This is a genomic window from Sphingomonas sp. Root241 (assembly GCF_001428865.1).
Classification (GTDB): Bacteria; Pseudomonadota; Alphaproteobacteria; order Sphingomonadales; family Sphingomonadaceae; genus Sphingomonas.
On record NZ_LMIV01000002.1, the window covers coordinates 243,120 to 265,361 of the forward strand.

At 67.4% G+C, this 22,242-nt stretch carries 21 protein-coding genes and 1 tRNA gene; 13 read left to right on the plus strand and 9 right to left on the minus strand.

Annotated elements, in window-relative coordinates:
- The first annotated feature begins 2 nt into the window (after positions 1-2).
- Both ASE13_RS11795 and ASE13_RS11800 read left to right on the plus strand, forming a co-directional pair.
- Entirely contained in the window at positions 3-965 is a 963-nt protein-coding gene (locus ASE13_RS11795) for an MlaD family protein (RefSeq protein WP_056615832.1), read from the plus strand.
- Between the two features lie 8 nt (positions 966-973).
- Complete coding sequence (locus ASE13_RS11800) at positions 974-1,567, plus strand: ABC-type transport auxiliary lipoprotein family protein (protein WP_235536951.1); 594 nt, start codon at positions 974-976, stop codon at positions 1,565-1,567.
- An 8-nt stretch (positions 1,568-1,575) separates the two neighbouring features.
- Here the strand turns inward: ASE13_RS11800 and ASE13_RS11805 are convergent, their stop codons facing one another.
- Positions 1,576-2,442, minus strand: a complete 867-nt coding sequence (locus ASE13_RS11805; RefSeq protein WP_056615837.1) for a peptidylprolyl isomerase — start codon at positions 2,440-2,442, stop codon at positions 1,576-1,578.
- Positions 2,443-2,518: 76 nt separating this feature from the next.
- On the opposite strand from ASE13_RS11805, the gene ASE13_RS11810 reads away from it, so the two are divergent.
- From ASE13_RS11810 to ASE13_RS11840, 6 genes are all read left to right on the plus strand, one after another.
- A tRNA-Ser gene (locus ASE13_RS11810) sits at positions 2,519-2,609 on the plus strand.
- A 1,188-nt stretch (positions 2,610-3,797) separates the two neighbouring features.
- Entirely contained in the window at positions 3,798-4,397 is a 600-nt protein-coding gene (locus ASE13_RS11820; RefSeq protein ID WP_235536952.1) for an RNA polymerase sigma factor, read from the plus strand.
- Between the two features lie 10 nt (positions 4,398-4,407).
- The gene (locus tag ASE13_RS11825; protein ID WP_162254690.1) at positions 4,408-5,046 is read left to right on the plus strand and encodes a zf-HC2 domain-containing protein; all 639 of its coding nucleotides are present in this window, start codon (positions 4,408-4,410) and stop codon (positions 5,044-5,046) included.
- Complete coding sequence (locus tag ASE13_RS11830) at positions 5,043-6,302, plus strand: S8 family peptidase (protein WP_235536953.1); 1,260 nt, start codon at positions 5,043-5,045, stop codon at positions 6,300-6,302. Before ASE13_RS11825 ends, ASE13_RS11830 begins: the two co-directional genes overlap by 4 nt.
- Before the next feature lie 25 nt (positions 6,303-6,327).
- Entirely contained in the window at positions 6,328-7,011 is a 684-nt protein-coding gene (locus ASE13_RS11835; RefSeq protein WP_056615848.1) for a TorF family putative porin, read from the plus strand.
- A gap of 144 nt (positions 7,012-7,155) precedes the next feature.
- Positions 7,156-7,533, plus strand: a complete 378-nt coding sequence (locus ASE13_RS11840; RefSeq protein WP_056615852.1) for a cupredoxin domain-containing protein — start codon at positions 7,156-7,158, stop codon at positions 7,531-7,533.
- A gap of 42 nt (positions 7,534-7,575) precedes the next feature.
- On the opposite strand, the gene ASE13_RS11845 is transcribed toward ASE13_RS11840, so the two are convergent.
- Genes ASE13_RS11845 through ASE13_RS11880 form a run of 8 tightly spaced genes read right to left on the minus strand, consistent with a single transcriptional unit; the run spans position 7,576 to position 15,917 of the window.
- A complete protein-coding gene (locus ASE13_RS11845; protein ID WP_056615855.1) occupies positions 7,576-8,271 on the minus strand; it encodes a TylF/MycF/NovP-related O-methyltransferase in 696 nt (231 codons plus the stop codon).
- Positions 8,268-9,632: a hypothetical protein gene (locus ASE13_RS11850; protein WP_056615858.1), complete on the minus strand. Its 1,365-nt coding sequence runs from the start codon at positions 9,630-9,632 to the stop codon at positions 8,268-8,270. Before ASE13_RS11850 ends, ASE13_RS11845 begins: the two co-directional genes overlap by 4 nt.
- Positions 9,629-10,726 carry an amidohydrolase family protein gene (locus ASE13_RS11855; RefSeq protein WP_056615861.1) on the minus strand — a complete coding sequence of 366 codons (1,098 nt, stop codon included), beginning with the start codon at positions 10,724-10,726 and terminating at the stop codon, positions 9,629-9,631. The genes ASE13_RS11850 and ASE13_RS11855 overlap by 4 nt, the downstream gene beginning before the upstream one ends.
- Complete coding sequence (locus ASE13_RS11860; protein WP_056615863.1) at positions 10,714-11,397, minus strand: class I SAM-dependent methyltransferase; 684 nt, start codon at positions 11,395-11,397, stop codon at positions 10,714-10,716. Before ASE13_RS11860 ends, ASE13_RS11855 begins: the two co-directional genes overlap by 13 nt.
- Positions 11,394-12,917 carry a B12-binding domain-containing radical SAM protein gene (locus tag ASE13_RS11865; protein WP_056615866.1) on the minus strand — a complete coding sequence of 508 codons (1,524 nt, stop codon included), beginning with the start codon at positions 12,915-12,917 and terminating at the stop codon, positions 11,394-11,396. The genes ASE13_RS11860 and ASE13_RS11865 overlap by 4 nt, the downstream gene beginning before the upstream one ends.
- On the minus strand, positions 12,914-13,720 hold the full coding sequence (locus tag ASE13_RS11870; protein WP_056615869.1) for a class I SAM-dependent methyltransferase: 807 nt from the start codon (positions 13,718-13,720) through the stop codon (positions 12,914-12,916). Before ASE13_RS11870 ends, ASE13_RS11865 begins: the two co-directional genes overlap by 4 nt.
- Entirely contained in the window at positions 13,717-14,526 is an 810-nt protein-coding gene (locus ASE13_RS20050) for a class I SAM-dependent DNA methyltransferase (protein ID WP_056615874.1), read from the minus strand. Before ASE13_RS20050 ends, ASE13_RS11870 begins: the two co-directional genes overlap by 4 nt.
- Positions 14,523-15,917: a B12-binding domain-containing radical SAM protein gene (locus ASE13_RS11880; RefSeq protein ID WP_056615878.1), complete on the minus strand. Its 1,395-nt coding sequence runs from the start codon at positions 15,915-15,917 to the stop codon at positions 14,523-14,525. Before ASE13_RS11880 ends, ASE13_RS20050 begins: the two co-directional genes overlap by 4 nt.
- A gap of 150 nt (positions 15,918-16,067) precedes the next feature.
- Here ASE13_RS11880 and ASE13_RS19855 point away from each other — a divergent pair, with 150 nt between their 5' ends.
- The 5 genes from ASE13_RS19855 to ASE13_RS11905 are packed head-to-tail and all read left to right on the plus strand — an operon-like array spanning position 16,068 to position 22,222.
- Positions 16,068-17,027 (plus strand): hypothetical protein, encoded by a 960-nt coding sequence (locus ASE13_RS19855; protein ID WP_156404864.1) that lies wholly within the window; start codon positions 16,068-16,070, stop codon positions 17,025-17,027.
- Positions 17,024-18,145 carry a glycosyltransferase family 4 protein gene (locus ASE13_RS11890; RefSeq protein WP_162254691.1) on the plus strand — a complete coding sequence of 374 codons (1,122 nt, stop codon included), beginning with the start codon at positions 17,024-17,026 and terminating at the stop codon, positions 18,143-18,145. The genes ASE13_RS19855 and ASE13_RS11890 overlap by 4 nt, the downstream gene beginning before the upstream one ends.
- Positions 18,142-19,260 (plus strand): glycosyltransferase family 4 protein, encoded by a 1,119-nt coding sequence (locus tag ASE13_RS11895; protein ID WP_056615885.1) that lies wholly within the window; start codon positions 18,142-18,144, stop codon positions 19,258-19,260. Before ASE13_RS11890 ends, ASE13_RS11895 begins: the two co-directional genes overlap by 4 nt.
- Positions 19,257-20,960, plus strand: a complete 1,704-nt coding sequence (locus ASE13_RS11900; RefSeq protein WP_056615887.1) for an ATP-binding cassette domain-containing protein — start codon at positions 19,257-19,259, stop codon at positions 20,958-20,960. The genes ASE13_RS11895 and ASE13_RS11900 overlap by 4 nt, the downstream gene beginning before the upstream one ends.
- Positions 20,957-22,222 (plus strand): nucleotidyltransferase family protein, encoded by a 1,266-nt coding sequence (locus tag ASE13_RS11905; protein ID WP_056615892.1) that lies wholly within the window; start codon positions 20,957-20,959, stop codon positions 22,220-22,222. The genes ASE13_RS11900 and ASE13_RS11905 overlap by 4 nt, the downstream gene beginning before the upstream one ends.
- Positions 22,223-22,242: the final 20 nt, after the last annotated feature.

Here is a 22,242-nt window from a genome sequence, read left to right on the forward strand (position 1 = left end):
TGATGGAAACGCGATCGAACCATGTACTCGTCGGCGCGGTGGTGCTGATCCTCCTCGCGGTCCTGGCCCTGTTCATCGTCTGGCTGGCGCGGCTCGGCGGCGGGAACGAGCGCCAGTACGACATCTTCTTCAAGCAGGCGGTCGACGGGCTCAATCCCGGTTCGGCGGTGAGCTTCTCGGGCGTGCCTTCGGGGCAGGTCAAGGAGATCAGCTTCTGGAAGCCCGATCCCAGCCTCGTCCGCGTCCGCATCAGCGTCAACGACGACGTGCCGATCCTCGAAGGCACCACCGCCTCGATCCAGGGTAGCTTCACCGGCCCGAGCACCGTGCAGCTCGACGGCGCGGTGAAGGGTGCGCCGTCGATCCGCTGCCCCGAGCAGAACCCGCGCGCAGCCTGCCCGCTGGGCGTGCCGGTGATCCCGACCAAGCAAGGCGGTCTCGGCGCGCTGCTCAACTCCGCGCCGCAGCTGCTCGAACGCATCTCGACGCTGACCGAGCGCCTCTCCGAGCTGCTCGGCGACAAGAACCAGAATTCGATCGCCGGCATCCTGGCCAACACTAATCGGCTGACCGACGCGCTTGCCGATCGCGGGCCGGAGATCGCCGCGACGCTCGCCGAGACGCGGCTCGCGATCCAGAAGTTCGGGCTGGCGACCGAGGAACTCGGCAAGCTCGCCACCACCACCAACGGCGTACTCGCGGACGACGTTCGCCCGACGATCGCCAACCTCAACCGCACGATCGCTTCCGCGCGCAAGTCGATGGAGACGCTCGACGCGACGATCGGCGATGCGCGGCCGGGGCTCCAGGCGCTGTCGAAGAAGACGATCCCCGAGATCGGGCAACTCGTCCAGGATCTGCGCGTGATGTCGACCAGCCTGGCATCGGTGGCGGAGAAGCTCGATCAGGGCGGCGCATCGAGCCTGGTCGGCTCGCCCAAGCTGCCCGACTACAAACCCAAATGAGGCCCATGATGAACAAGCGCGCTTTGCTCCTCGCCCCGCCGCTGCTCGCGGCCTCGCTGAGCGGCTGCATCTCGTTCGGCGGCAAGCCGCCCAAATCGCTGTTGACGCTGACCCCGGCCGCCGCCTTGCCGGTCGGCGAATCGCAACGGTCGAACGTCGCGGCGACGATCACAATCGCGGTGCCGTCGCTCCCGCAGGAGCTCGCCTCCTCGCGGATCCCGGTGCATTCGGGCGGGACGGCGATCGCCTTCGTCAAGGACGCGCAATGGGTCGAGCGTCCGTCGCAATTGTTCCAGCGGCTGCTCGGCGACACGATCACCGCCAAGACCGGGCGGCTGGTATTGAGTTCGCGCCAGTCGATGCTCGATCCCGGCGCCTATTTGATGGGCGAACTGCGCCGCTTCGGCGTGGAGGAAGAGACGAAGGAGGCGGTCGTCACTTATGACGCCGCGCTGATCCGCGGCCCCGAAAGCGTGGTCGAGAAGCGCCGTTTCGAGGCGCGTGTGCAGGTGACCGAGATCGAAGCCGCCTCGGCCGGCGCGGCGCTCAACGATGCGGCCAACCAGGTCGCGGCGCAAGTCGCGGAATGGGTGGGCAAGTAACGCTCATTTTAGGGCGCGCGGCGGATCGGTGCCTGCGCATTGCAGATATCGGCGCCACCCGCGGGCACGGTAAAGAAGGGCGGCTTGCGGTTCTCGCGCTCGCCCAGCCACGCGGCGAAGCGGACATTGTCGGTCGCGCGATATTGGAAGCGCGGGCGCTCGTCCTCGGGCAATTGGCTGGCCAGCCGCACTGACAGGATCGGCAGGCGCTCGGCCTCGTTCTCGTAGACGCCGAGGCCGCCGCCGCCGCGCGGCAGGCTCGAGAGCCATTGCATGCCCTCGACGACACGGCCGACCAGTGCGATGTTGCGGTCGAGATGGCGCGGCGCATGGCCGATCACGGTATAGAGCTCGGCGCCGCTGCCGGTGCTCGGCGCGAGATCGCGCGCGACGCCGACCATGCCGTAGCAATGGGTGAGCCAGCTCGCCTTGCCGTCGGTCGCGAGCGGCCAGCCATCGGCGCTGTGGCTCGTCTTCGTCGCATAGGGATCGGTCCGCGCGAGGCTGGTCACGCCGTCGAAACGTGCCCATTCATATTCGGCGGGCGGGTTCGCGATCACGCTGGGCGGCAGCGGCTTCTTCTCGGTCGCGTCGCCCCATTGGGTGACGTAATTGTCCTGGACGCGATAGACGCTGGTGCCGTCCCACCAATGTGCCTCGGCGAGCTTGCGGATATTGGTGACGTGCGCCGGCGCATAATGCGGCGCGAGCCGGATATAGACCTGGTGCCCGCCCTGCAGCGTCATGACGAGCATCTCGTTGTCGGGAATCGGCTGCCAATCGGCGGCGATCGCGTCGGCGGCGGAGGGTGCGGTCTGGGCGAGGGCCGGGACAGCGGCGGCGAGCGCGGAAAGCGCGAGCAAGGGCTTGAGCATGGCTTCAGACTGGCACGCGCGCCTGCGCTTGCCTAGCCTGCCTGCACGGGCTAGGGCCGCGCCTTCCGGGTAATGCGGAGCGGTGGCCGAGTGGTCGAAGGCGCTCGCCTGGAAAGTGAGTATACGCCAAAAGCGTATCGAGGGTTCGAATCCCTCCCGCTCCGCCACAATGCTTTGGTTTTATTGGGTAATTTTTCGCTTGAGCCCTCTGCAACCCGGTCCGCAACTTGGGTTCGGATGCGAGTTGATACGATCAAGCGGGGGGCCAAGTGCGGACGAACCGCGGACATTAGACTCCCAGTTGAACAAAAGGCTTGCCTTGAGCCACCTCGCTCCGCTGACCTGCGTGCGAATGGGTTGCCTATCGCCGGCTTCGAGGCAGTCTAATTGGGCGCCACGAGGATGGCGCCGAGGCGTGAGAACTTTGCTTGAGAGTCGAGACCCGCAACCCTTCGGCCAGGTGGCTGAAGCGTATGTCCAAGCCGCTTGCGGCCAATGCATCGGCGCATTTCTCAAATTTGAGCAGATCGACGAACACCGAACTTCCCGGACGCGAACATCGCGCTGAGCACGCTGTCCGAGGCTGGGCGGGCATCGAATTGCACCAATCCGCGAGCTGCGCGGCAACATCACGCCCGTCACGGCGTAGCTGGGCGACGGTCCGGTTGTAGCTTCGGCCGAGTTGCACAATGCGGACCGTGCGGCCTGCGAGCAGCCCGCGCACCAGCGCGGTCGCCGTACGAACGCACTGGCGAGAAGAGGGTCAATGCCGGAATCTCCATATGACCCGCCGCGGTCTCTCGCGCAATCGAGAGCGCGCGGTGGCAACCGCGTAGGATCAGGCGCAGCGAGCGCCGACGATGTTGGGAAGGGCGGACAGGAGCTGATGCACAAAGCCGGTTGATACCGCCGGAGCAGGAAAACCCATTTGGGCCGTGCACTTCGAGCGCGAGCTAACGATCGGGACCTGAACCGCGCGAATGGCATTATGGCCAGCGGCGCATGACAAGGCCGCATCACAGGTCGAACACATGGCCGCACCAACCAGCACTGCGAGAGATCAGAAACCCTTTGCCAACGGAGGGCCGTCCACACACGGACCAGACGTGATCGTTGAACGGATGGTCGGAATGGCCGGAATTGGGCCGGGTGCTGCCCGGCTGCTCCCGGGCGGCACAACCGCGAAACCGGACATTGCAGATAGCAGGTGCATCGCCAACCAGCCCGTCGGATGGATACTGCAATTGCCCGACAGGTCTTTGTCTGACAGGCTTTACGTGGAGGCTATCGGTCGCGGATTGAACCGGGCAGCCTATAGCCTGCACTAACAGGCCATGCGGCACGGACGAGGCGCGTTGAACGAACGGCTCTCAACAAAAGGCGGGACAAAAATGGCGGCGCGCGGCGGCGACGAGGAGGAACTTCGCCTCATCGCGCGCGTGGCGGAGCGCGATCTGGAGGCGTTCGAGCAACTCTATCGCATCTACCACCGGCGATTGTCGCGTTTCCTGTTCAATCTCCTGCGCCGTCCGCCGGTGATCGAGGAGGTTTTGAACGACACGATGATGGTGGTTTGGGAAGGTGCCGGAAGCTTCAATGGCGCGAGCAGGCTTTCGACCTGGATCTTCACCATCGCCTATCGCAAGGCTGCCAAGGCGCTGCGCCGGCAGGACGAGCCCGTCGAGGTCGATCGTAGTGAGGAACTCGTTTCGCTCGATGCCGGCCCCGACGAGGAACTGGCGCAGGAACGCCGCCAGGCGCTGCTCGCCGAAGCGGTGGCGACGCTGTCTCCGGACCATCGGGCCGTGGTTGATCTCACTTACTTCCACGAAATGGGATATCGTGAGATTGCCGGGATCATGGATTGTCCGGTGGATACGGTGAAGACGCGGATGTTTCATGCTCGGCGTCAACTTCGGCGTAAACTTGGCGGCGGGCTGGCGGACTGGATATAGGATCATCGCGTTGAGCAATGTCATCAAACTCCATGGCGATCTGCACGAGCAGACGCAGGCGCTGCTTCCCTGGTACGTCAACGGCACGCTCGACACGGCCGAGGCCGCGATGGTCGAGGCGCATCTGGTCGAGTGCGCGGAGTGCCGGGGCGAGCTGGCGTTCGAACGCGCGATGGGTGGTCGGATCGGAGGGCTTTCGATGGATGTCGAGCAAGGCTGGGCGGCTATGCGCCAACGGCTCGCGGCCGCGGAAGCGGCACCGGCACCGACCGCGCGCGTGATCCCGTTCCTGCGCCGCCGCGTCACCCTGGGCTGGGCGATCGCCGGACAGGCAGCCGCCGCGGCACTCGTTCTCGTCGCCGTCGGTTCGCTCCGGCAGGCGCCGAACGGCGCGGAATATCACGCGCTCGGCGCAGCCGGTCCCGCGCAGGCCGGCAACATGGTCGTCGTCTTCCGTCCCGAGACCGCGGAACGCGACATCCGCACGCTGCTCGACGGCGCGCAGGCCCGCGTGGTGGAGGGACCGCTGACCACGGGCGCATGGGTATTGCGCGTCGACGGCGCGCGGCGCGACGCGGCAGTCGCGCAGCTCCGCGCCTCGCCACGCATCGCCCTTGCCGAGCCGCTGGACGGCGACGGCAAGCCGTGAACCGTCTCGCCACTCTGTTCGGTGCCGTCCTGGCATTGTGCGCCCCGATCGCCCTGCCGGTGCCGGCCGGCGCTCGCGCACAGGACGCGACGGTCCAGCAGCCGACCACGAACCGGCAGATCCTCGTCATGCTGCGGCTACCGGCACCCCATTTCCGCCCCAACACGAGCTATTCCGGCGCCTATGGCGACAAGGCCTCGGCAAGCGCGCGACGCCGCATCGCGGCGGCGATCGCACGTCGCAACGGGCTGACCATCGAAGACAGCTGGCCGATGCCGCTGATCGGCGTCGACTGTTTCGTGATGCGCGTGCCGGAGGACAACACCGTCGACGACATGCTGACGCGCCTCAACGGCGACCGGCAAGTGCTCTGGGCGCAGCCGATGCAGCTCTACCACGCGCAGGGCAGCACGCAGTCCGAAGGCGATCCGCTCTATGCCGTGCAGCCCGCCGCGAGCGCCTGGCGGCTCGCGGACCTGCACCGCGTCGCCACCGGGCGCGGGATCACGGTCGCGGTGATCGACAGCAAGGTCGAGACCGACCATCCCGACCTGAGCGGCCAGTTCGCGGCGAACCGCGATTTCGTCGTCGGTCACCCGGCGCCCGCCGAGCAGCACGGCACGGGCATCGCCGGAGTGATCGGGGCGAAATCCGGCAACGCGCTGGGCATTGCCGGAGTGGCTCCGGGTGCGCGTATGCTCGCGCTCCGCGCCTGCTGGCAAATGCGGCCGGCCGCGGCCACGCCGACGGTATGCGACACGCTGAGCCTCGCCAAGGCACTGCACTTCGCGATCGACAGCGACGCCAAGGTTGTCAATCTCAGCCTGAGCGGCCCGTTCGACCCGCTGCTGGCGCGACTGGTCTCGATCGCGCTGTCGCGTCATGTGTCCGTCGTGGCGGCCTATGATCCCAGCTTGCCAAAGGGAGGATTTCCCGCTTCGGAAGCGGGCGTGGTGGCGGTTGCGGATCAGGCTTTGCCGGCGCGGCCCTCCGGGGTGTACGGTGCCTTTGGGCGCGACGTGCCAACAACACAGTCCGGGGGCAAATGGTATTTCGTAAACGGCAGTTCCTACGCGGCAGCCCATGTGAGCGGGCTGCTCGCCCTGACCCGCGAAGAGCGCAGGACGGCATCTCCCCGCATCGTGACGGCGCCCGGCGCGCGAGGGAATATTGATGCCTGCGCGACACTCCTGCCGATATCCACGAACTGCGATTGCAGCTGCTCGCTCCAGCGCGCGGTCGCCAAGCGCCACTAGCCGGTTCTTCCGTGCTTTTCGTCGTATGGGACTGGCGATCGCGATCGCTGGTACGAGCCAGATCGTGCCGGCCGAGGCCCAGATAACCGGCAGCGTCAGCGTGGAAAGCGATGTTCGGTTCAGGGGATATTCGCTGAGCAGCGGAGATCCCGCCGCGACGATCGACCTCGGCTATGATCATGAATCGGGTCTCTATCTGAATGGGTCGGCGACCGCCGGCTTCGACCAGTCCGATCCGGCGCTGCTCGCCTATCAGCTCAACGCAGGCTATGCGGCGCGGATAAGCCCGAGCGTCTCGATCGACGCCGGAGCGGTCCGGAGCTGGTATACGCGCCATTCCAGCGCGGGCGACAGGCACTATACTGAAGTTTATCTCGGCGTGACGGCGCATGGAATCTCGTCGCACGTCTATTACTCGCCCGATTATCTTCGCCCGGGAGTCCACACGCTCTACGGGGAGGTGGAAACCACGCTGAGCCTGGCGCCCAAATGGCGGCTGACCGGACATGCCGGCCTTCTGACCCACCTCAGTGATCCGCCGCGCTATGTGCGGCACGAGCATTATGACTGGCGCGTGACGCTCGGCCGGGACCTTGGCAGGCTGGACCTGCGCGCCAGCCTCTCGGGCGCGGGCCCCGGGCGCGATTATTATTCCCGCCGGCGCCACAGCGCCACGGCGCTGACCTTCGGGGCCTCGCTCCCCTTCTGATCGCCGGCTTTTGAACCTCGCCGCGCGCGGGCGGCACTTACGGGATGTCGGCGCGATCGGAGCGTCGGTCCTCGGCCGCGAGCTCCCCGGTGTTCGTTCGTCCGTTCCGACCGCGCCGACTCCATCGAAGGGAGTCGACCGCATATGCAGGATTCAGGAAAAGCCCATCCCTCTCGCCGCGGCCTGCTGCGGATCTCCGGCGCCGCGGCGCTGCTGACTTTCGCCCTGGCCACGGCGGCAGCCCCGGCGACCGCACGATCGCCGGCGCCTCAGAAATACACCGTGGTGATGGCGAATATGAGCTTCGGCAAATTGCCGGGCGGCGTGAAGGTCGGCGACACGATCGTCTGGGTGAATCGCGACAGCGTGCCGCACACCGCCACCGCACGCGACAAGAGCTTCGACGTCCGGGTCCAGCAGGGCCAGAGCGTCAGCATGGTCGTGAAGAAGGCAGGGAGCATCGCCTTCTATTGCATCTACCATCCCGCGATGCGCGGCACCCTTACAGTCGCCGCGCAATGACGCGGCGGGGGCGGCCGCGCTCGTGCCCCGGGCGCGGCCGTTTCAGCGTTTGACGATCATCCCCTGGCTCCAGGGGAGCGCGATCAGGGTCTCGGGCTTCCCGGCGAAGAAACTCTCGAACGTTTCGCGCACGCCCGGATCGGCATAATCGTCGCCGAGCAGGATGCCGCCGGGAAGCAGGCGCGGATAGAAGAATTCGAGCGCATCGCGCGTGCCTTCGGGCAGATCCAGATCGAGGTGGACGAAGGCGAAGCGCATATCCCCCAGCCCCGCCGCCGAATGCGGGAATATGCCGGGATGGAAGCGGACGTCCGCAAAGGGGGCCAGCAGCTCTTCGACGGCGGCGAGAATCCCATGGACGCCGCCGAAATGCGCACCGACCGCAGTGTGGGGAGCATCGTCCGCCTGCAACGTCTCGAACACGTCGAAAAGATGCAGCGTCGCCGCGCTTTTGGTCGCCGCGATCAGACGGGCGCTGCCGCCCATCAGCACCCCCGCCTCGGCCATCGCGCCGTCCAGCCCGGAAGCGGCACGCACGCAGGCGACGAGATGGAGCGCCGCCGCATCGGTCATCAGCAGTGCGGTCCGGCGCCGGGTCTCGTGCACCAACGCGAGATCGCCGCGCGCCTGCACGGGCAGCCGCGCCAGCATTGCGCCCCGCTGCGCGAGCAGCAGTCGGGCAAGGGCGCCTTTCCGCGAATGGATGCGCAGCGCCGGCGGAACCGCGGCGGATCTCACAGCCGGATGCGCAGCGATGCCTGCACCACCGTCTGCGATTCGGTCGGCGGCAGGTCGAAATAGACTCTCCGCGTGCCCCGCGTGCTGCGCACATGGAGCAATTCGAGGAAACCGGTCATCATCGGATTGAACGTCCAGCGACCCGCCGCGGTGAGCGCCCAGCCGCGCTGCTTCTCGTCGTCATGCGACATCTCGCTGCCATGCTCGCTGGTGTCGAACGCCTCGATCCGGCCCGATATCTCGCCCGCGCCGATCTCCTTCGCGAGCAGCGCATAGGCCGAGCGATAGCGCGTATCGACCCAGACGACGCCGTTGGTCTTGAAGCCCATCTGCGTCGTTCCCTCCATCGCCTGGGCGAGGAGGCGCAGCCCCGGCGCCAGCTCGGCGGTGAGCCCGATATTCGCGAAGCGCGTGCGCCAACCCCATTGGCCAGTGGGCTTGAAAGCCTGAGGGTTGCCGCGATTGTCGTAATAGAAGGCATTGATCGTCACCGGCACGGGCGGCCGCCATTCGAGGCGCCCATAGAAGCCGACGCGATTGTCGAGCTCGATCAGCGAGCGCGTCCGGTCCTCCTGGAGGTGGACGATGAAGTCGTTGAGCGGCGGCAGATCGAAATGGCCGAAGGCAGTCGCCTTGATGTCGTGCAGCGCCCAGCCGCGGAACGATAGCAAGGTGCCCGACGTGTCGTTGAACCCGAACACGCCGGCCGTCGCCGAAAAGTCGCTCTTGCCCAGCGTGGCCATCATCGAGACCTCGGCGCCGACGACCTTCACTTCCTCGCCGACCCAGGAATTGATCGCCGAGGGCGTGATCGTGTGCACCGTGCTCCATGCGCCGCCGGTGGCATGTTCGAGCGAGATCTCGGGCCAATAGAGCCCCGCTTTGGCCGAGAAGCTGACATTGCCCGAGCGCTCGGGCAGGAAGGTGAGGAACGCCTCCATCACGTCGACTTCATTCTCCTGGTCGCGCTGCCACGCGACCGAGACATTGCCCGCGAGCGAATTGGTGAACCGGGGCGTCCAGATCAGATCGGCCTCGATCGGCAGCGGATTGACTCGGAAATCGCCGTCGTCGGTGCCCGAGAAGCGCGTGATCGAAGGACCGCCGGTGGAGAAGCGCTCATGGCCGTTGGCGACGACCAGGCGCGCGTCGAGCAGGATCGAGAGCGTGCGGCCCGAGAGGATATCGGTGGAAGGCGGCGGCGGCGTGTCGGCGGGCGCTTCTTCCTGTGCGGGATCGGTGGCGGCGGCGGCATCGGGGGCTGGCGCGGTTTCGGCCGGAGTCTCGGTCTGGGCCCAGGCGGTACCGGTGCCGGCGAGAAGCAGCGCGGCGAGCAGGGAAGTCTTGGCGGCAAACGTCATTGGAGTGCACCCATAGTTGAGAGAGATTCGGTTCCGCGCGGTGGGATCGCGAAGTCGGGATCGGCCGCGGATGCGCTGGTCCAGCGGCGGATGTTGCCGTGCCGGCGGATGCGGCCGGCGGCCGCCAGCGCGCCCAGCGCCGGCACGAGATCGAGCCGGGCGACGCGGGGAATGCCGCCCACCACCACCAGCGCGATATCTTCGGCGCGCGCTTCGAGCAGCGGCCTGGTCAGCACGACGATATCGGCCGGGGCGCCGGGATCGAGTGAGGGTGTTGGAAGGCCGAGGCGCCGCGCCGCCGTGGCGCCGACCGCATCCGCAAGCCGCGCATCCGAGAGGAAACCGAGCCGGTGGGCGAGGCGCAACTCGTCGAGCAGGTCGCCGTCGCCGGTGAGCAGCGAGTCGCTGCCCAGCAGCACGTCGAGGCCGTCCTCCAGCAGCTCGCGCGACGCCGTGCGGCCGAGCAGGAACAGGTTGGACGTCGGGCACCAGACCAAAGCCGCACCCGACGCGCGGAACCGGGATATGGCCTCGCTTTCGATCCCGACGCCGTGGATGGCGACGAGCCTGGGCGAGAGCAGGCCCATGCGGTCGAGCTGGTCGACCTCGCTTGTGGCGGTCGCGCTGACGCCCTCTGCGACATGCAGGCAGAAGCGCGGTGCCGCCGCGGGAACCGCGAGGTCCGACACCATGCCGAGCGAATCCACGCTGGCGATGCGCGCGACGCGCAGCGGGAAGTCGCGGTCGAAATCCGCTTCCCACCGGTCGTGATGGACAACGGTGGTGACGCCGGCGAACAGGTTCTTCCACGCGCCGGCGAGCAGCGCCTCGCGGCGCGGGAGCGCGCGGCGTTCGGCGATCAGGTCGGCATGGCGAAGCTGGATGTCCCGCGCCCAGGCATAGGCGTCCGGATAAGGCGGCTCTCCGAGCCGGCCGTAATGGTTGCGGTGGAGATGGTCGTGCGCGTTGATCAGGCCGGGGCGGACATGGCCCTGGGCGAAGTCGAGCCGGATGTCGAAATCGCCGGACGGCTCGGCGAGCGTTGCGCCATGGATCGCGACGTCGCGATCGGGCGTGCGGATCAGGATCCGCATCGGTCTTCCTTCACGAAGGAAAGCGCCAGCACCACCGGCAAGCCGTGATGCGCGTCGTACAATGCGATCCGCCCGGCGCGTTCGTAGAAGGACCGGACGGAAGGGCCGATCTCGGCCTCGCGGACCGCAATCAGCCGTAGGCCCGCGGCGCGCGCGGCTTCGCGATGCGTGGCCAGCGCATGGACGTAATGCTCGACTTCATGGACCGTGTCGCCGTGCCGGAAAGTCCGGCGATGGCCCGCCGCGTGTGCTGCTGGATGGAAATCGGTGACGATCACCTGGCCGCCCGCTGCGGTGACGCGTCCGAGCTCGGCATAGGTCGCTTCGCATTCGGGCAAATGCCCGATCACGAGGCGGCACCAGACCAGGTCGAAGCCGGCATCGGGGAGCGGCAATGCCCGGACGTCGCCGACGAGCAAGCGGACTGCGGGATCAAGATCCGCACGGCCGGTCTCGATCATCTCGGGGCTCAGGTCGATCCCGGCCGCCATGACCGCACCGCAGTCGCGCAGGCGCCGGCCGGTGCCGCATCCGGCATCGAGCAGGCGCTGCCCGGCGAGCGGCGGAGTCATCTCGGCGACCAGCGCGGCCTCGAGCTGCGAGACGGCGTTCTCGGCGCTGTAGGTAGGTGCCCAGAGCCGATAGCCTTCGCGGACCGGGAGCGCGCTCATGCCGCAACGTCCAGCGCGTCGGCGCCTTGGCGGAGATGGCCATAAGCCTGGCGGTCATCGCGGGTGCGCTGGGCGAGCCGGTGGACACTGCGCAACAGCACCGGGTTGCGATAATCCTCGCGCGCCCAGCTGCGCAGCGCGAGGATGCGGCCGACCAGCTTGCCCCAGGCGCGCGTCCGGCCGTCATGCACCGAGGGGAAGCGGCTCTTGAGCACCAGTTCGAAATTCTCGACCCGCGCCTTGATCCGCCGGTCCATCCACGGAAGGTGCGGATCCTCGTGCGTCATCCAGCTGACCCAGTCGGGCTGGATCCATTCGTCGAGATCGGTGGGCGTGCCGGTGAGCGGATCGACGTCGCCATAGGTCGCGGCGCGCTGGGGCGTGGGCGTGTAGAAATAGGTGATCAGCTCCATCTCGGGGTTGATCGCCTTGAGGCGGCGGATGAAGCGGAGCGTGTTGTCGGTCTCGCGCTCGGGCTCGTCCGGATCGCCGAACACGAACGAGAATTCGGGGATGATGCGATGCTCGCGCGTCTTCGCCGCGACTGCCAGGATCTGGTCGGTCGTGGTGCCCTTCGACATCTTGGCGAGCACTTCGTCCGATCCGGACTCGGCGCCGCAGAACACCATCTTGAGCCCGGCGCGGCGGAGCAGGTCCCAGGTATCGTCGGAGAAGCGCGAGAGCGTGTCGACGCGCGCCTCGCACCACCAGCTTATCCCCAGCGGCAGGAACGCCTCGCCGATCGCGCGCGCGTGCTTCTCGTTGAGGAAGAAGTTGTTGTCGTAGAAATGGACCGAATCCATCCCGTGCTCGCGCACCAGAAAGGCCAGGTTCGCGGCCACGCGATCGGCTGCCTGCACCTTCTCCTTGCGCCCGAACACCGAGATCACGCCGCAGAAGCTGCACCCGAAGGGGCAGCCGATCGACGCCTGATAGACGCCCGAGCGGCGGCCGAGGATGGTCGGATGCAGATAGGTGCCGATGTGGATCTTGTGGAACGGCGGGTCGCGCAGTTCGTCCGGCCCCACCCAATTGCGCTCGGGCCCGATCCAGTGCGTCCCGTCGGCCTGGCGGAAGGCAAGGCCCTTCACGCTGGTGGGATCGCGCCGGCCCTCGATCACTTCCAGCAGCTCGAGGAAGGTGTGTTCGCCCTGCCCGCGGATCACCCAGTCGACATACGGCGCGTTGAGCACCGGCGCGGGATAGAGGCTGCCGAAATAGCCGCCCCAGATGATCGGGATGTCCGGATACCGCGTCTTGAGCGCCTTCGACAGCGGCACCGCACTGACGAGCTGCGGCCCCGGCATCACCGTGAGCGCGATCGCGCGCACCGGGTCCGGCGTCGCGGCGCGCGCGTCGATCATCGCGGTCGCATCGGCGAGCAGGTCCATGCCGGGCAGATTGCCGTCGAGTATCTCCCAGTCGGTGCCTTCGGGAAGCGCGGCGCCGATCGCCATCAGGCTCAGCGGGAAGCGGCGGTTCTTGGGCCGGGTGGCGCGGGGGTTGATCAGCAGGATCATGGGATTTGCGCGGTCCAGATATCGAAGCGGGAGGGCATGCGGGCTCGGCGAATAAGCGCAGCGAGCGGGCGCAATTCGTACCAGAGCGGATAGCGGACGCGCCGCCGCCGCCAGGCGAGGCCGAGCGGCGCCGAGGCCTCGCGCAGCCGGGCGGCGGTCAGATATTCGATGTGCGGCAGCGCGAGCAGGCTGTGCGCGCGATCGCCGAACCGCTCGGCGGCTTGGGCATGCTTCTCGGCGACCATCGCCGCGCCCTGCGGGTCCTTCGCGTAGAAGGGGGAATCGAGGATGACGAGCGTGCCGCCGCGCCGCGTCGCCCGCGCGGCTTCCGCAAGCGTCGCGCCCAGATCGGTCGCATAGTGCAGCGCGGCGTTGAAGATCGTGAGATCGGCAAAGCGATCGACGACCGGCAGCGCGTCGAAAGACGCGACCAGACAGTCGAACGGCACCCGCGCGCGAAAGGCCTTGGCCGCGCCGAGACCATCCACCCGGTCGTCGCGAATGTCGACGGCAGTGCATTCGTGCCCGCGCAATGCGAGCCGATAGGACAGCCATCCGTTGCCGGCACCGAGATCGAGGACTCGCAGCGGCCGCCCCGCGCCTCGCGCCTTCGGATCGGCCACGCGCTCGAGAAAGGCTTCGAAGGTGCGGGCCCGCACGCCCCATTGCCGCGCCAGCGGTCCGCTCCGCAGCCAAGGAAGATCGAGCAGCTCCGCCTCCGCGAGCCCGCGCCCTTCGGCGGCGCGATGCGCGGCATAGTCGGCACGGAAGCGGTCGAGCGTGTCGGAGAGCGGCGCGTTCATGCGGTGTCCCCGTCACGGCGGCGTTTGAAACGATAAAGGATGTGATCGCCGAAAGGCGCAAACCTACGCGCGGCGACCCGATCGGCAGCCTCGAGTCCGGCCAGGAGCCGGGGATGCCGGGAAATCCAGGGCTCGGCCGCGCTCGGCGGGACGAACAATCCGATCGCGGTGCGCCCTGCATAGTGGAACTCCGGCGCCATCGCCGCCACGATCGCTGCCCTGCGGTGATAGCGAACGTTGAAGCCGCGCCCGGCGAGTGTGGCGGGTACGTCGCCCTTGCCGGCCCTGCGCAACACATTGCGGAAGCGCCCACGCACCGCTTCCGTGATCATCTCGCCCGGGCAGCAGCACCCGAAAACCACCAGCACGACATGCCCGCCGGGCCGCACCAGCCGCGCCAGGCTCGGGCCCATGGGCGCTAGGTCCGAGACGCAATTGATCCCGGCGAAGTTCGAGAAGGCCCCGTCGAAACACTCACCGCGCTCGGCAAGGCGATCGAGCTGCTCGATCGCCATGACTTCCGCCGAATTGGGCCCCAGTTTGCGCGCCGCCTCCGCCACCATCGCCGGCGAAGCATCGGTGAGCAGCACCTCCCGCCCGTGCGCCTTCAGCCAGGCCGCATCGATTCCGGTCCCGCCGCCCATCTCCAGCAGGCGCGACCCTTCGGGAAACAGATCGACGAGCGCGCGGCGCACCGCACGCCGCTGCGCCTCGACGCTCTGCCAGTCGCCGAACCGCGCATCGAAATTGCCGGCGATCGCATCGAAGGCCGCACCGGCGGGCAGCAATTCCGCAGCCGCGTTCACGCGCGAAGCTCCATGCCGGCCGGACTGGACGATCGATGCGCGTCCGCCCGCCGGGCAAGGTCGTGCCAGCGCAATTCGTCGACCATCCCGGTATCGACGTCCGCGTGCAGCGCGTCGCGCACCAGCCGGTAGAAGGCAGTGTCGAACGTCCCCTGGAAAAGCATCGCGAGTTCGTCGGTGTCGCGCCAGTTCCGGCGCGCGCCGAGCTCGGCGACCACGCGATCGTGGAACACCGTGCCGGGCAGCGGATAGGAGACCGAGACGCCGATCTCGTCGGGCCGCTCGTCGCGGAGCAGATCGCGAGTGAGGAGGATGTCCTCCCAATCCTCGGGGGGATAGCCGAGCTGGAGGAACCAGCCGGAGCGGATCCCATGGCGGCGCAAGGTCCGCGTGGCGACGCGCACCGATTCGACGCTCGTGCCCTTGTCCATCGCGTCGAGGATCCGCTGCGAACCCGATTCGACGCCGAGCCACACTTCCTCCGCGCCCGCCGCGGCCAGCGCCTCCGCTACCGGTTCCGTGATCAGATTGGCACGCGACTGCATCATGAACGGGATGCGCGCGTCACGCCGCAGCACCTCTTCGGCGAACGCGGCGATCCAGTCCCCGGTCATCCCGAAAATGTCGTCGGCGAACCAGATATGGTCGGGCGCGACCTCGCGCTTCAGCTGCGCCATTTCCTCCGCGATCGAGGATGGCGATCGCTGGGTGTAGCGCCGACCGAAGGTGGGCTTGGCGCACCAGTTGCACGAATAGGGACAGCCGCGCGACGCCGCCATGTTCCAAGAGAAATGGCCGTGCGCCCGCGTCCAGGTCTCGCGATACGCAGCGACGTCGACCAGGTCCCAGGCGGGAAAGGGCAGCGCATCCAGCGCCTGTTCCTGCCGGCGCGGCGGCGTGTAGCGAAGTTCCCCGGCCTCGATCAGGATCAACCCGGGGACCGCTCCAAGCGGAGCGCCGCTTTGGAACGCGTCGACGATCGCCGCTGCCCCGAGCTCGCCCTCGCCCGTCATCACCGCATCGGCACCGGCATCGAGATACAGGCGCGGATTGTCCGAGGCGTCCGGCCCGTTGACGGCGACCCGCGCACCGGATTTGCGCGCAGCCGCGACGATGTGCAGCGCATCGGCACGCCGATCCTCGGTGCACATCTTGGTCAGGTAATTGAAATTGTCCTCGACCAGCAGGACGATCTTCGGATCGAGTGCGGCGATCCGCGATCCGAAACCATCGGCGCAGGGCTCGAAGGTCGCATCGAACAATGCGACCGGATGCCCCCGTTCGCGAAGGATTGCCGCCGCGAGCAGGGTGGCAAGCGGCGCATAGGGCTTTGATCGTTCGAATTGCTTGCGGTCGCGCCGCAGACAGAAGGAATGAGCGACCAGAATCACATTGCCACCCCGTTTCTACGCACTGGTTTGAGGTTAGTGGCGGTGCGGCCTGCCGAGGTTCAAAGCGGGGTCGAGGAAAGCGGCAGGGCGATTTGAACCTTCGCGTGCGTCGGGCCCACTCAAGAAGTGGAGCAAGCGGGGCGCAGGGTGATGAGCGCGGAAATCGGAACGACACCAGCAACGGACAAGCTGCCGACCGGCGATTGCGCCTTCGCGTATTTCTCACCGCTGGGGGTGATGCTCCGCGTCGAGGCCAGCCATCCGCGACTGATCGAAGCAGTCGCGGCGGCATGTCGCGGCTGGGAGGCGCCTGCCGATCCGCAGGGACCGACATTGCACCTGTCGCTGAAGGTGGGTCCGGTTCCGGTCGACGACACCGGGCCGCTGGTGGACACCGTCGGGCTTCGTCTCTCGATCAGCGGCGACGTCGAAGCGCATGCCGACGCCGGACACGGCCAGGCCCGGTGCCGCGTCGCCAATGTGGGCGCATTCGAGGACCCGGCGTTTCGCGAACAGGTGCTCGACTGCCTGATCCTGTGGCTGCTCACGCGCAACGGACGCACGCCGATCCACGCCTCGGGCTTTGTCGTGGGGCCGACGGCTATCCTGCTCGCGGGGCGCAGCGGTTCGGGGAAGAGCTGCCTTGCGCTGGCCGCGCATTCGGCCGGTTTCCCGCTGCTTTCCGACGACACCGTCTATCTCGAAACGGGGCGCAGGTTGCGCGTCTGGGGCATTCCACGCCCGGTGCATCTCTTCCCCGAAGACGCTCCCCAATTGCCGGGCGCGGCGATCCGCCTCCGTAACGGCAAGCGCAAGCGCGCCATCGCCCTGCCTGCGCCGCCGCAACCCGTCACGGCGGACGCCGCGACCCTGTGCGTGCTCCATCGCGGGGACCGTGCGTCGCTGGAGTGGCTGGATCCTGCGACGGCAATTGCGGCGCTTGGTCCGCTCGAGCCGGGTTTCGACCTGCTCGCGACGGAGATCGAGGCCGGGCTGTGCCGGATCACGCGGCGCGGGGCATGGCGACTGACGCTCAGCGCCGAGCCGAAAGAGGCGATCGCGCTTCTCGCCGCGAACCTGCCCCGGCTGATCGAGCATGCCTCCTCGTGAGGTTGCGCATCGCCCAGGTGAATTGCGTCCTCGATCCCCTGCGGCGCGAGCCGGAAACGTTGCTGGCTGCCTGGCCGACCTTGCCGGCGATCGCCGAGGCGACGGCCGGGGCGGGTGCCGAAGTCGTGGTGGTGCAGGTGAGCCACGCCGGGGCCCGGTTCACGCGGCGCGGTGTGCGCTACCATTTCATTCCCGTCGGGACGGCGCGCGCGCTTGCGCCTTGGCGCCTGCGGCACGCGGTGCGGGAAGTGGCGCCCGACATCATCCATCTCAACGGCCTCGATTTCCCGTTGCATGCCCGATTACTGTCTACCTTGGTGGCGCCGGTGGTGGTGCAGGACCACGCCAGCCGCGCCGCCCGGCCACGGCTCGGGCGATTGCGACGATGGGGGCACGCCCATGCCGCAGCCGCGCTGTTCACTGCCGAAGCGCAGGCCGAACCGTTCCGCGCTGCTCGCCAATTGCCGGCGAGGACGTCGATCTTCGCCGTACCGGAAAGCTCCAGCGGCTTCGAACCGGGCGACCGGGCCGAAGCGCGCGTGCGAACCGGCGTGCGCGGCAATCCGGCGATCCTGTGGATCGGGCGGCTGGACGCCAACAAGGATCCCCTGACTGCGATCCACGCCTTCCGCCTGGCGCGCGAGCACCTTCCCGGGGCGGAGCTCTGGTGCGTCCATAGCTCGGATGCGCTGCTTCCCGCGCTCGAACGGCGCCTCGCGGAGGATTCCGCGCTGGCCCGCCATGTGCACTCGCTCGGGCACGTGCCGCATGCGCAGGTCGAGCAGCTCTGCCGGGCCTGCGATCTCCTTCTCGCCACCAGTCACCGCGAGGGCTCGGGCTATGCGCTGATCGAGGCGCTGGCGTGCGGCCTGCCTTCGGTCGTCAGCGACATCGCCCCGTTCCGCGCGCTGGTCGGCGATCTGGCCGAGAGTCGTTTCGCGGCACCCGGCGATGCGCCCGCCTTCGCTGAAGGGCTGGTATCGCTGGCGCGAGAGGCAAGCGCGCAAAGCCGCACCGCGGTTCGCCGGCATTTCGACGCGCATCTGGCATTTCCGGTCGTCGGTCGCCGGCTCGTCGATATCTACCGGACCGTCATCGCGCGGAGCGCGCACGCATGAGGATCGCGCTGATCACGCCGGGCGGAGTCGATCGCACCGGCAGCCATCGGGTCATTCCGTGCATGCTCTGGCTGATCGAGCGGCTGACCCAGGCCGGGCACGACGTCCAGGTCATCGCCCTCCAGCAGGAGCCGCGCCCCGATCAGTGGCGGCTCCTCGATGCCGATGTCCACAATATCGGATCGCGGCCCCGATCCCTGCGCGGCGTTGCCAAGCTGCTGGCGCTGCATCGCGAGAAGCCGCTCGATATCGTCCACGCTTTTTGGGCGAGTATCCCGGGACTTGTCGGCGGCTGCGGCCGGGCGCTGGCGGGCATTCCTATGATACTGACTTTGCCGGGCGGCGACGTCGTGCGCTTGCCAGAGATCGGTTACGGCGGCTACCTGACCTGGAAGTCGCGCGCTGTCACCGCGCTGTCGCTTCGCGCCGCATCCTTCATCACCGTGCCGAGCGAGACCATGCGCGATCACGCCCGCGCGGCGGGCGTCGACGCGTTGCGCGTGCCCCTGGGAGTCGCGCTCGACCGCTGGCCGGCCGCGCCGCCCCGGCGCCGCGATCTCGCCCAACCCCTCCGGCTCCTGCAGATCGCCAGCCTCAATCGCGTCAAGGACCAGCCGACCCTGCTGGCCGCGGCGGCGCGACTGCGCGATGCCCGCCTGTCCTTCACGCTCGATATCGTCGGCGAGGACACGCTCGACGGGGAGATCCACGCAGCGATAGCCGCGCTGAGGCTGGAAGATCGCGTGCGATTACCGGGATTCCAACCCCAGGGCCAATTGCGCGCCTGGGTCGATCAGGCGGACCTGATGGTCGTCAGTTCGCTCAGCGAAGGTGCGCCGATCGCGATGCTGGAAGCCGCGGTCGCCGGGGTGCCCACGGTCGGAACCGCGGTGGGCCATGTCGCGGAATATGCGCCCGAGGCGGCGATCGCGGTGCCGAGGCGCGACGCGGGCGCGCTGGCTGCGGCGATCCTCCGCCTGGCCGGTGACGAGGAACTCCGCTTGCGGCTGGCCAATGCGGCGCAGGTGCGTGCGCTGGCGGAGGATGCGGATTTCACCGCCACGGCGTTCCTCGATCTCTATGCGCGCGCCATCCACGCCAGGAAAGCGGCATGAAATCCTCGGGCGCCGCATTGGCGCATCTCGCGCGCGATTTCGCCGCGTTCGGCGGAACCCGGCTGTTCGTCGCGATAGCGTTGATGGTGGCAGGCACCTTGGCCGAGGGCGTCGGCATCCTGCTGCTGGTGCCCGCGATCCTCGGTGTGCTCGCGCCGGCCAGCGGGGGCGCCGGTCTCTTGCCGATGCTGCCGCGAGGAACGTCCCTCTCTTCGATATTGGCGCTGTTCGCACTGCTGGTCGCGATCCGCAGCGTCATCGTGCTGGCGCGGGAACATCTGACCAGCCGGCTTCAGGTCGGATTCGTCGAGGCGAAGCGGCTGCGCCTTGCCGATCGGCTGACCCGAGTGGCATGGGCCCGGATCGCGGAACTGTCGCATGCCCGTATCGTCCAGGCGATGAGCGTGGAGATCCACCAGGTCGGTATCGCCGTGAACTCGCTGATGGCCGCAACTGCCGCCGCTGTGATCGCGGCGGGAATGGTGTTGACCGCGATGGCGGTTGCTCCGCTCGCCGCGCTGATCGCCTTCGCGATCACCGGCCTCAGCTATCTCGCGATGCGCCGGATGCTGGGCCGCATACGGCGCCTCGGCGAAAGCATCACCAATCGCCATTTCGGCATGACCGAGAATGCGATCGACTTTCTCGCCAGCCTGAAGGTGGTGGCCGCCGAGCGAACCGGTCCGGCCTGGCTCGGGCAGCAGCGCCTCCTGTCGGACGACGCGATCGCGGATCGCGTCGCTTTCGCCTCGATACACGCGCGGGCCAGGGAGTTGAGCGTCTGCCTGACGGCGGTCGCCGCGATCGCGCTGGTCGGTACGGGTGTCGCGATCGGCTTTTCCGCGGCGAGCCTCTTCGCGCTGTTGCTGGTGCTGAGCCGGATGAGCGGCCCCCTGAGCGAAGTGCAGCGCGGGCTTCAGCAACTGATCCACAGCTTGCCGGCCCATGAGCGGCTGCGCGCGCTGGAAGAGATATTGCGCCCCGCCCGCGCGGCCCCCGCATCTGGCGTGATACCGTCCGACACCACGGCCCTGTGGTTCGAGAACGTGTCCTTCTCCCGTGGGCGCGATATCCTGCGCGACTTCTCGATCCGCATCCCGTCCGGCGCCTTAGTCGGAATCGCGGGTCCCTCGGGCGTCGGCAAAACGACGCTTCTCGACCTGATGGCGGGGATCCTGGATCCCGATGCGGGGCAGATTCGACGCGGCAGGACGGATCCGACGCGCTTCGCCAACGACCTTGCCTATGTCGGGCAGGATCCGGTGCTCGGAGGCCGGACGCTTCGTGAAAGCCTGTCCTGGTCCAGCAACGCCGAAGCATTCGAAATGGAGAAAGCTCTGTGCATCGTCGGCGCCGCCGCATTGTTGCAGCGCATGGGCGGAATCGATGCACCGCTGGGCGAGCGCGGCGCGATGATCTCCGGTGGGGAGCGTCAGCGTGTCGGGCTGGCCCGTGCGCTGTTGCGCCGCCCCCGGCTCCTGCTGCTCGACGAAGCGCTGAACGCGCTCGATGCCGATAGCGAAAGAGACATCCTGGCCACGCTCGCCAGCCTGAATCCGCGCCCGACGATCGTCATCGTAGCGCACCGGCCGGAAGCGTTCGCCTTGTGTGGACGACTGATCCATCTTTCGCAGCAGCATCCTCCCCAGATCGAGGAACGGGATCACATCTCTCATCCGACCTGCGAGGTTTCCGCATGAACATTCCCTCTTTCTTGCCTGTGATCGATTTCGAACAGCGTTTACATGCGGCGGCTCGCGCCGGACGACCCGAGTGGCTCTGGTTCGAGATCGCCGAGCCGGACTGGGCTAGAGCCGTGATCACTATCGAAACCGCCTTGCGGGACGTGCTCACCCTCGGCCGCAGCGACGACGTGCTGATCGACGATCCGGTAGCGCTCAGCATCGCCTGTTACACTTCAGGCACCGGCCCGCTGCTGGGTTCGTGGATCGAGCAGGGCAAATTGACGACGACTGCGGCGAATGCCGAGATTCTCGGAATCCATCTGGAGCATAATCGCGCTCGAATGGCGCGATTGACCGCACAGGCCACGGCAGCCGTCGACGCCCTGTCAGAAGGCGGAGCAAGCCCGATCGTGATGAAAGGGATGCACACGGCACATCATTATTTCGATGAACCCGGTCAGCGAATCGCCTCCGATATCGATTTGCTGATAGGTCCGGACCAACTGCCGGTTGCGGCCGCGATCCTCCCGAAGCTGGGCTATGAGCCCGGGAAGGGCGGATTCTGCCAGCGCAGTTGGGCGATGCCCGATGTCGCGACGCGACCCGTCACGCTGACTTATGTCCATCGCGACGATCCCTGGTCGATCGACCTGCACGAGGGTATCACACGCAAGCTCGCCGGTGGCGCGCATAGGGTCGATATCGACACGCTCATCCCGACCGTCGCCCTCGAAAAGTGGCGTATCTCTGGCGGTGCCATCTTCCCGCCAGCGCTACTCTTGGTGCACCTTCTGGTGCATGCAGGCAGTTCTTTCGAGAGCCTGACTCTCCAGCGGCAATATGAAATTGTCTTGGTGATTCGTAAACACGGTGGTCGTGAGGGGTTCGACTGGTCGGCCTTCACTGTCCTTTGCGACCGCGCTGGCTTGTGGCCCTTTCTCTACCCTGCGCTGTGCTGCGCGGAGCGCTTGTCGCCGAATCTCGTTCCCGATCCGATCATATTGCGGTCGCGCGCCGCGACGCCGCTTATGGTTCAAAGGCTGGTAGAATCGCATTCCGCCGCTTCTATCCACCGGACAGCTCGCTGGTCATGGACCGAACGATACATGTGGGCCGACGGGATGCTGCCCCGTCTTCGCCAGTTAGTTGGCGAGCTCGGAACGCAGGACCATCTGAACTCAAGAGAGTTCGTGCGGGTGTGGAAAAGGCGGATTTATCGTCAGTTGCGCCGCGCCGTCCCAAAAGTCAGAGGCCTGTTCAAACGACATGTGCTGTAGCAAAGCAATGCCGACATTTT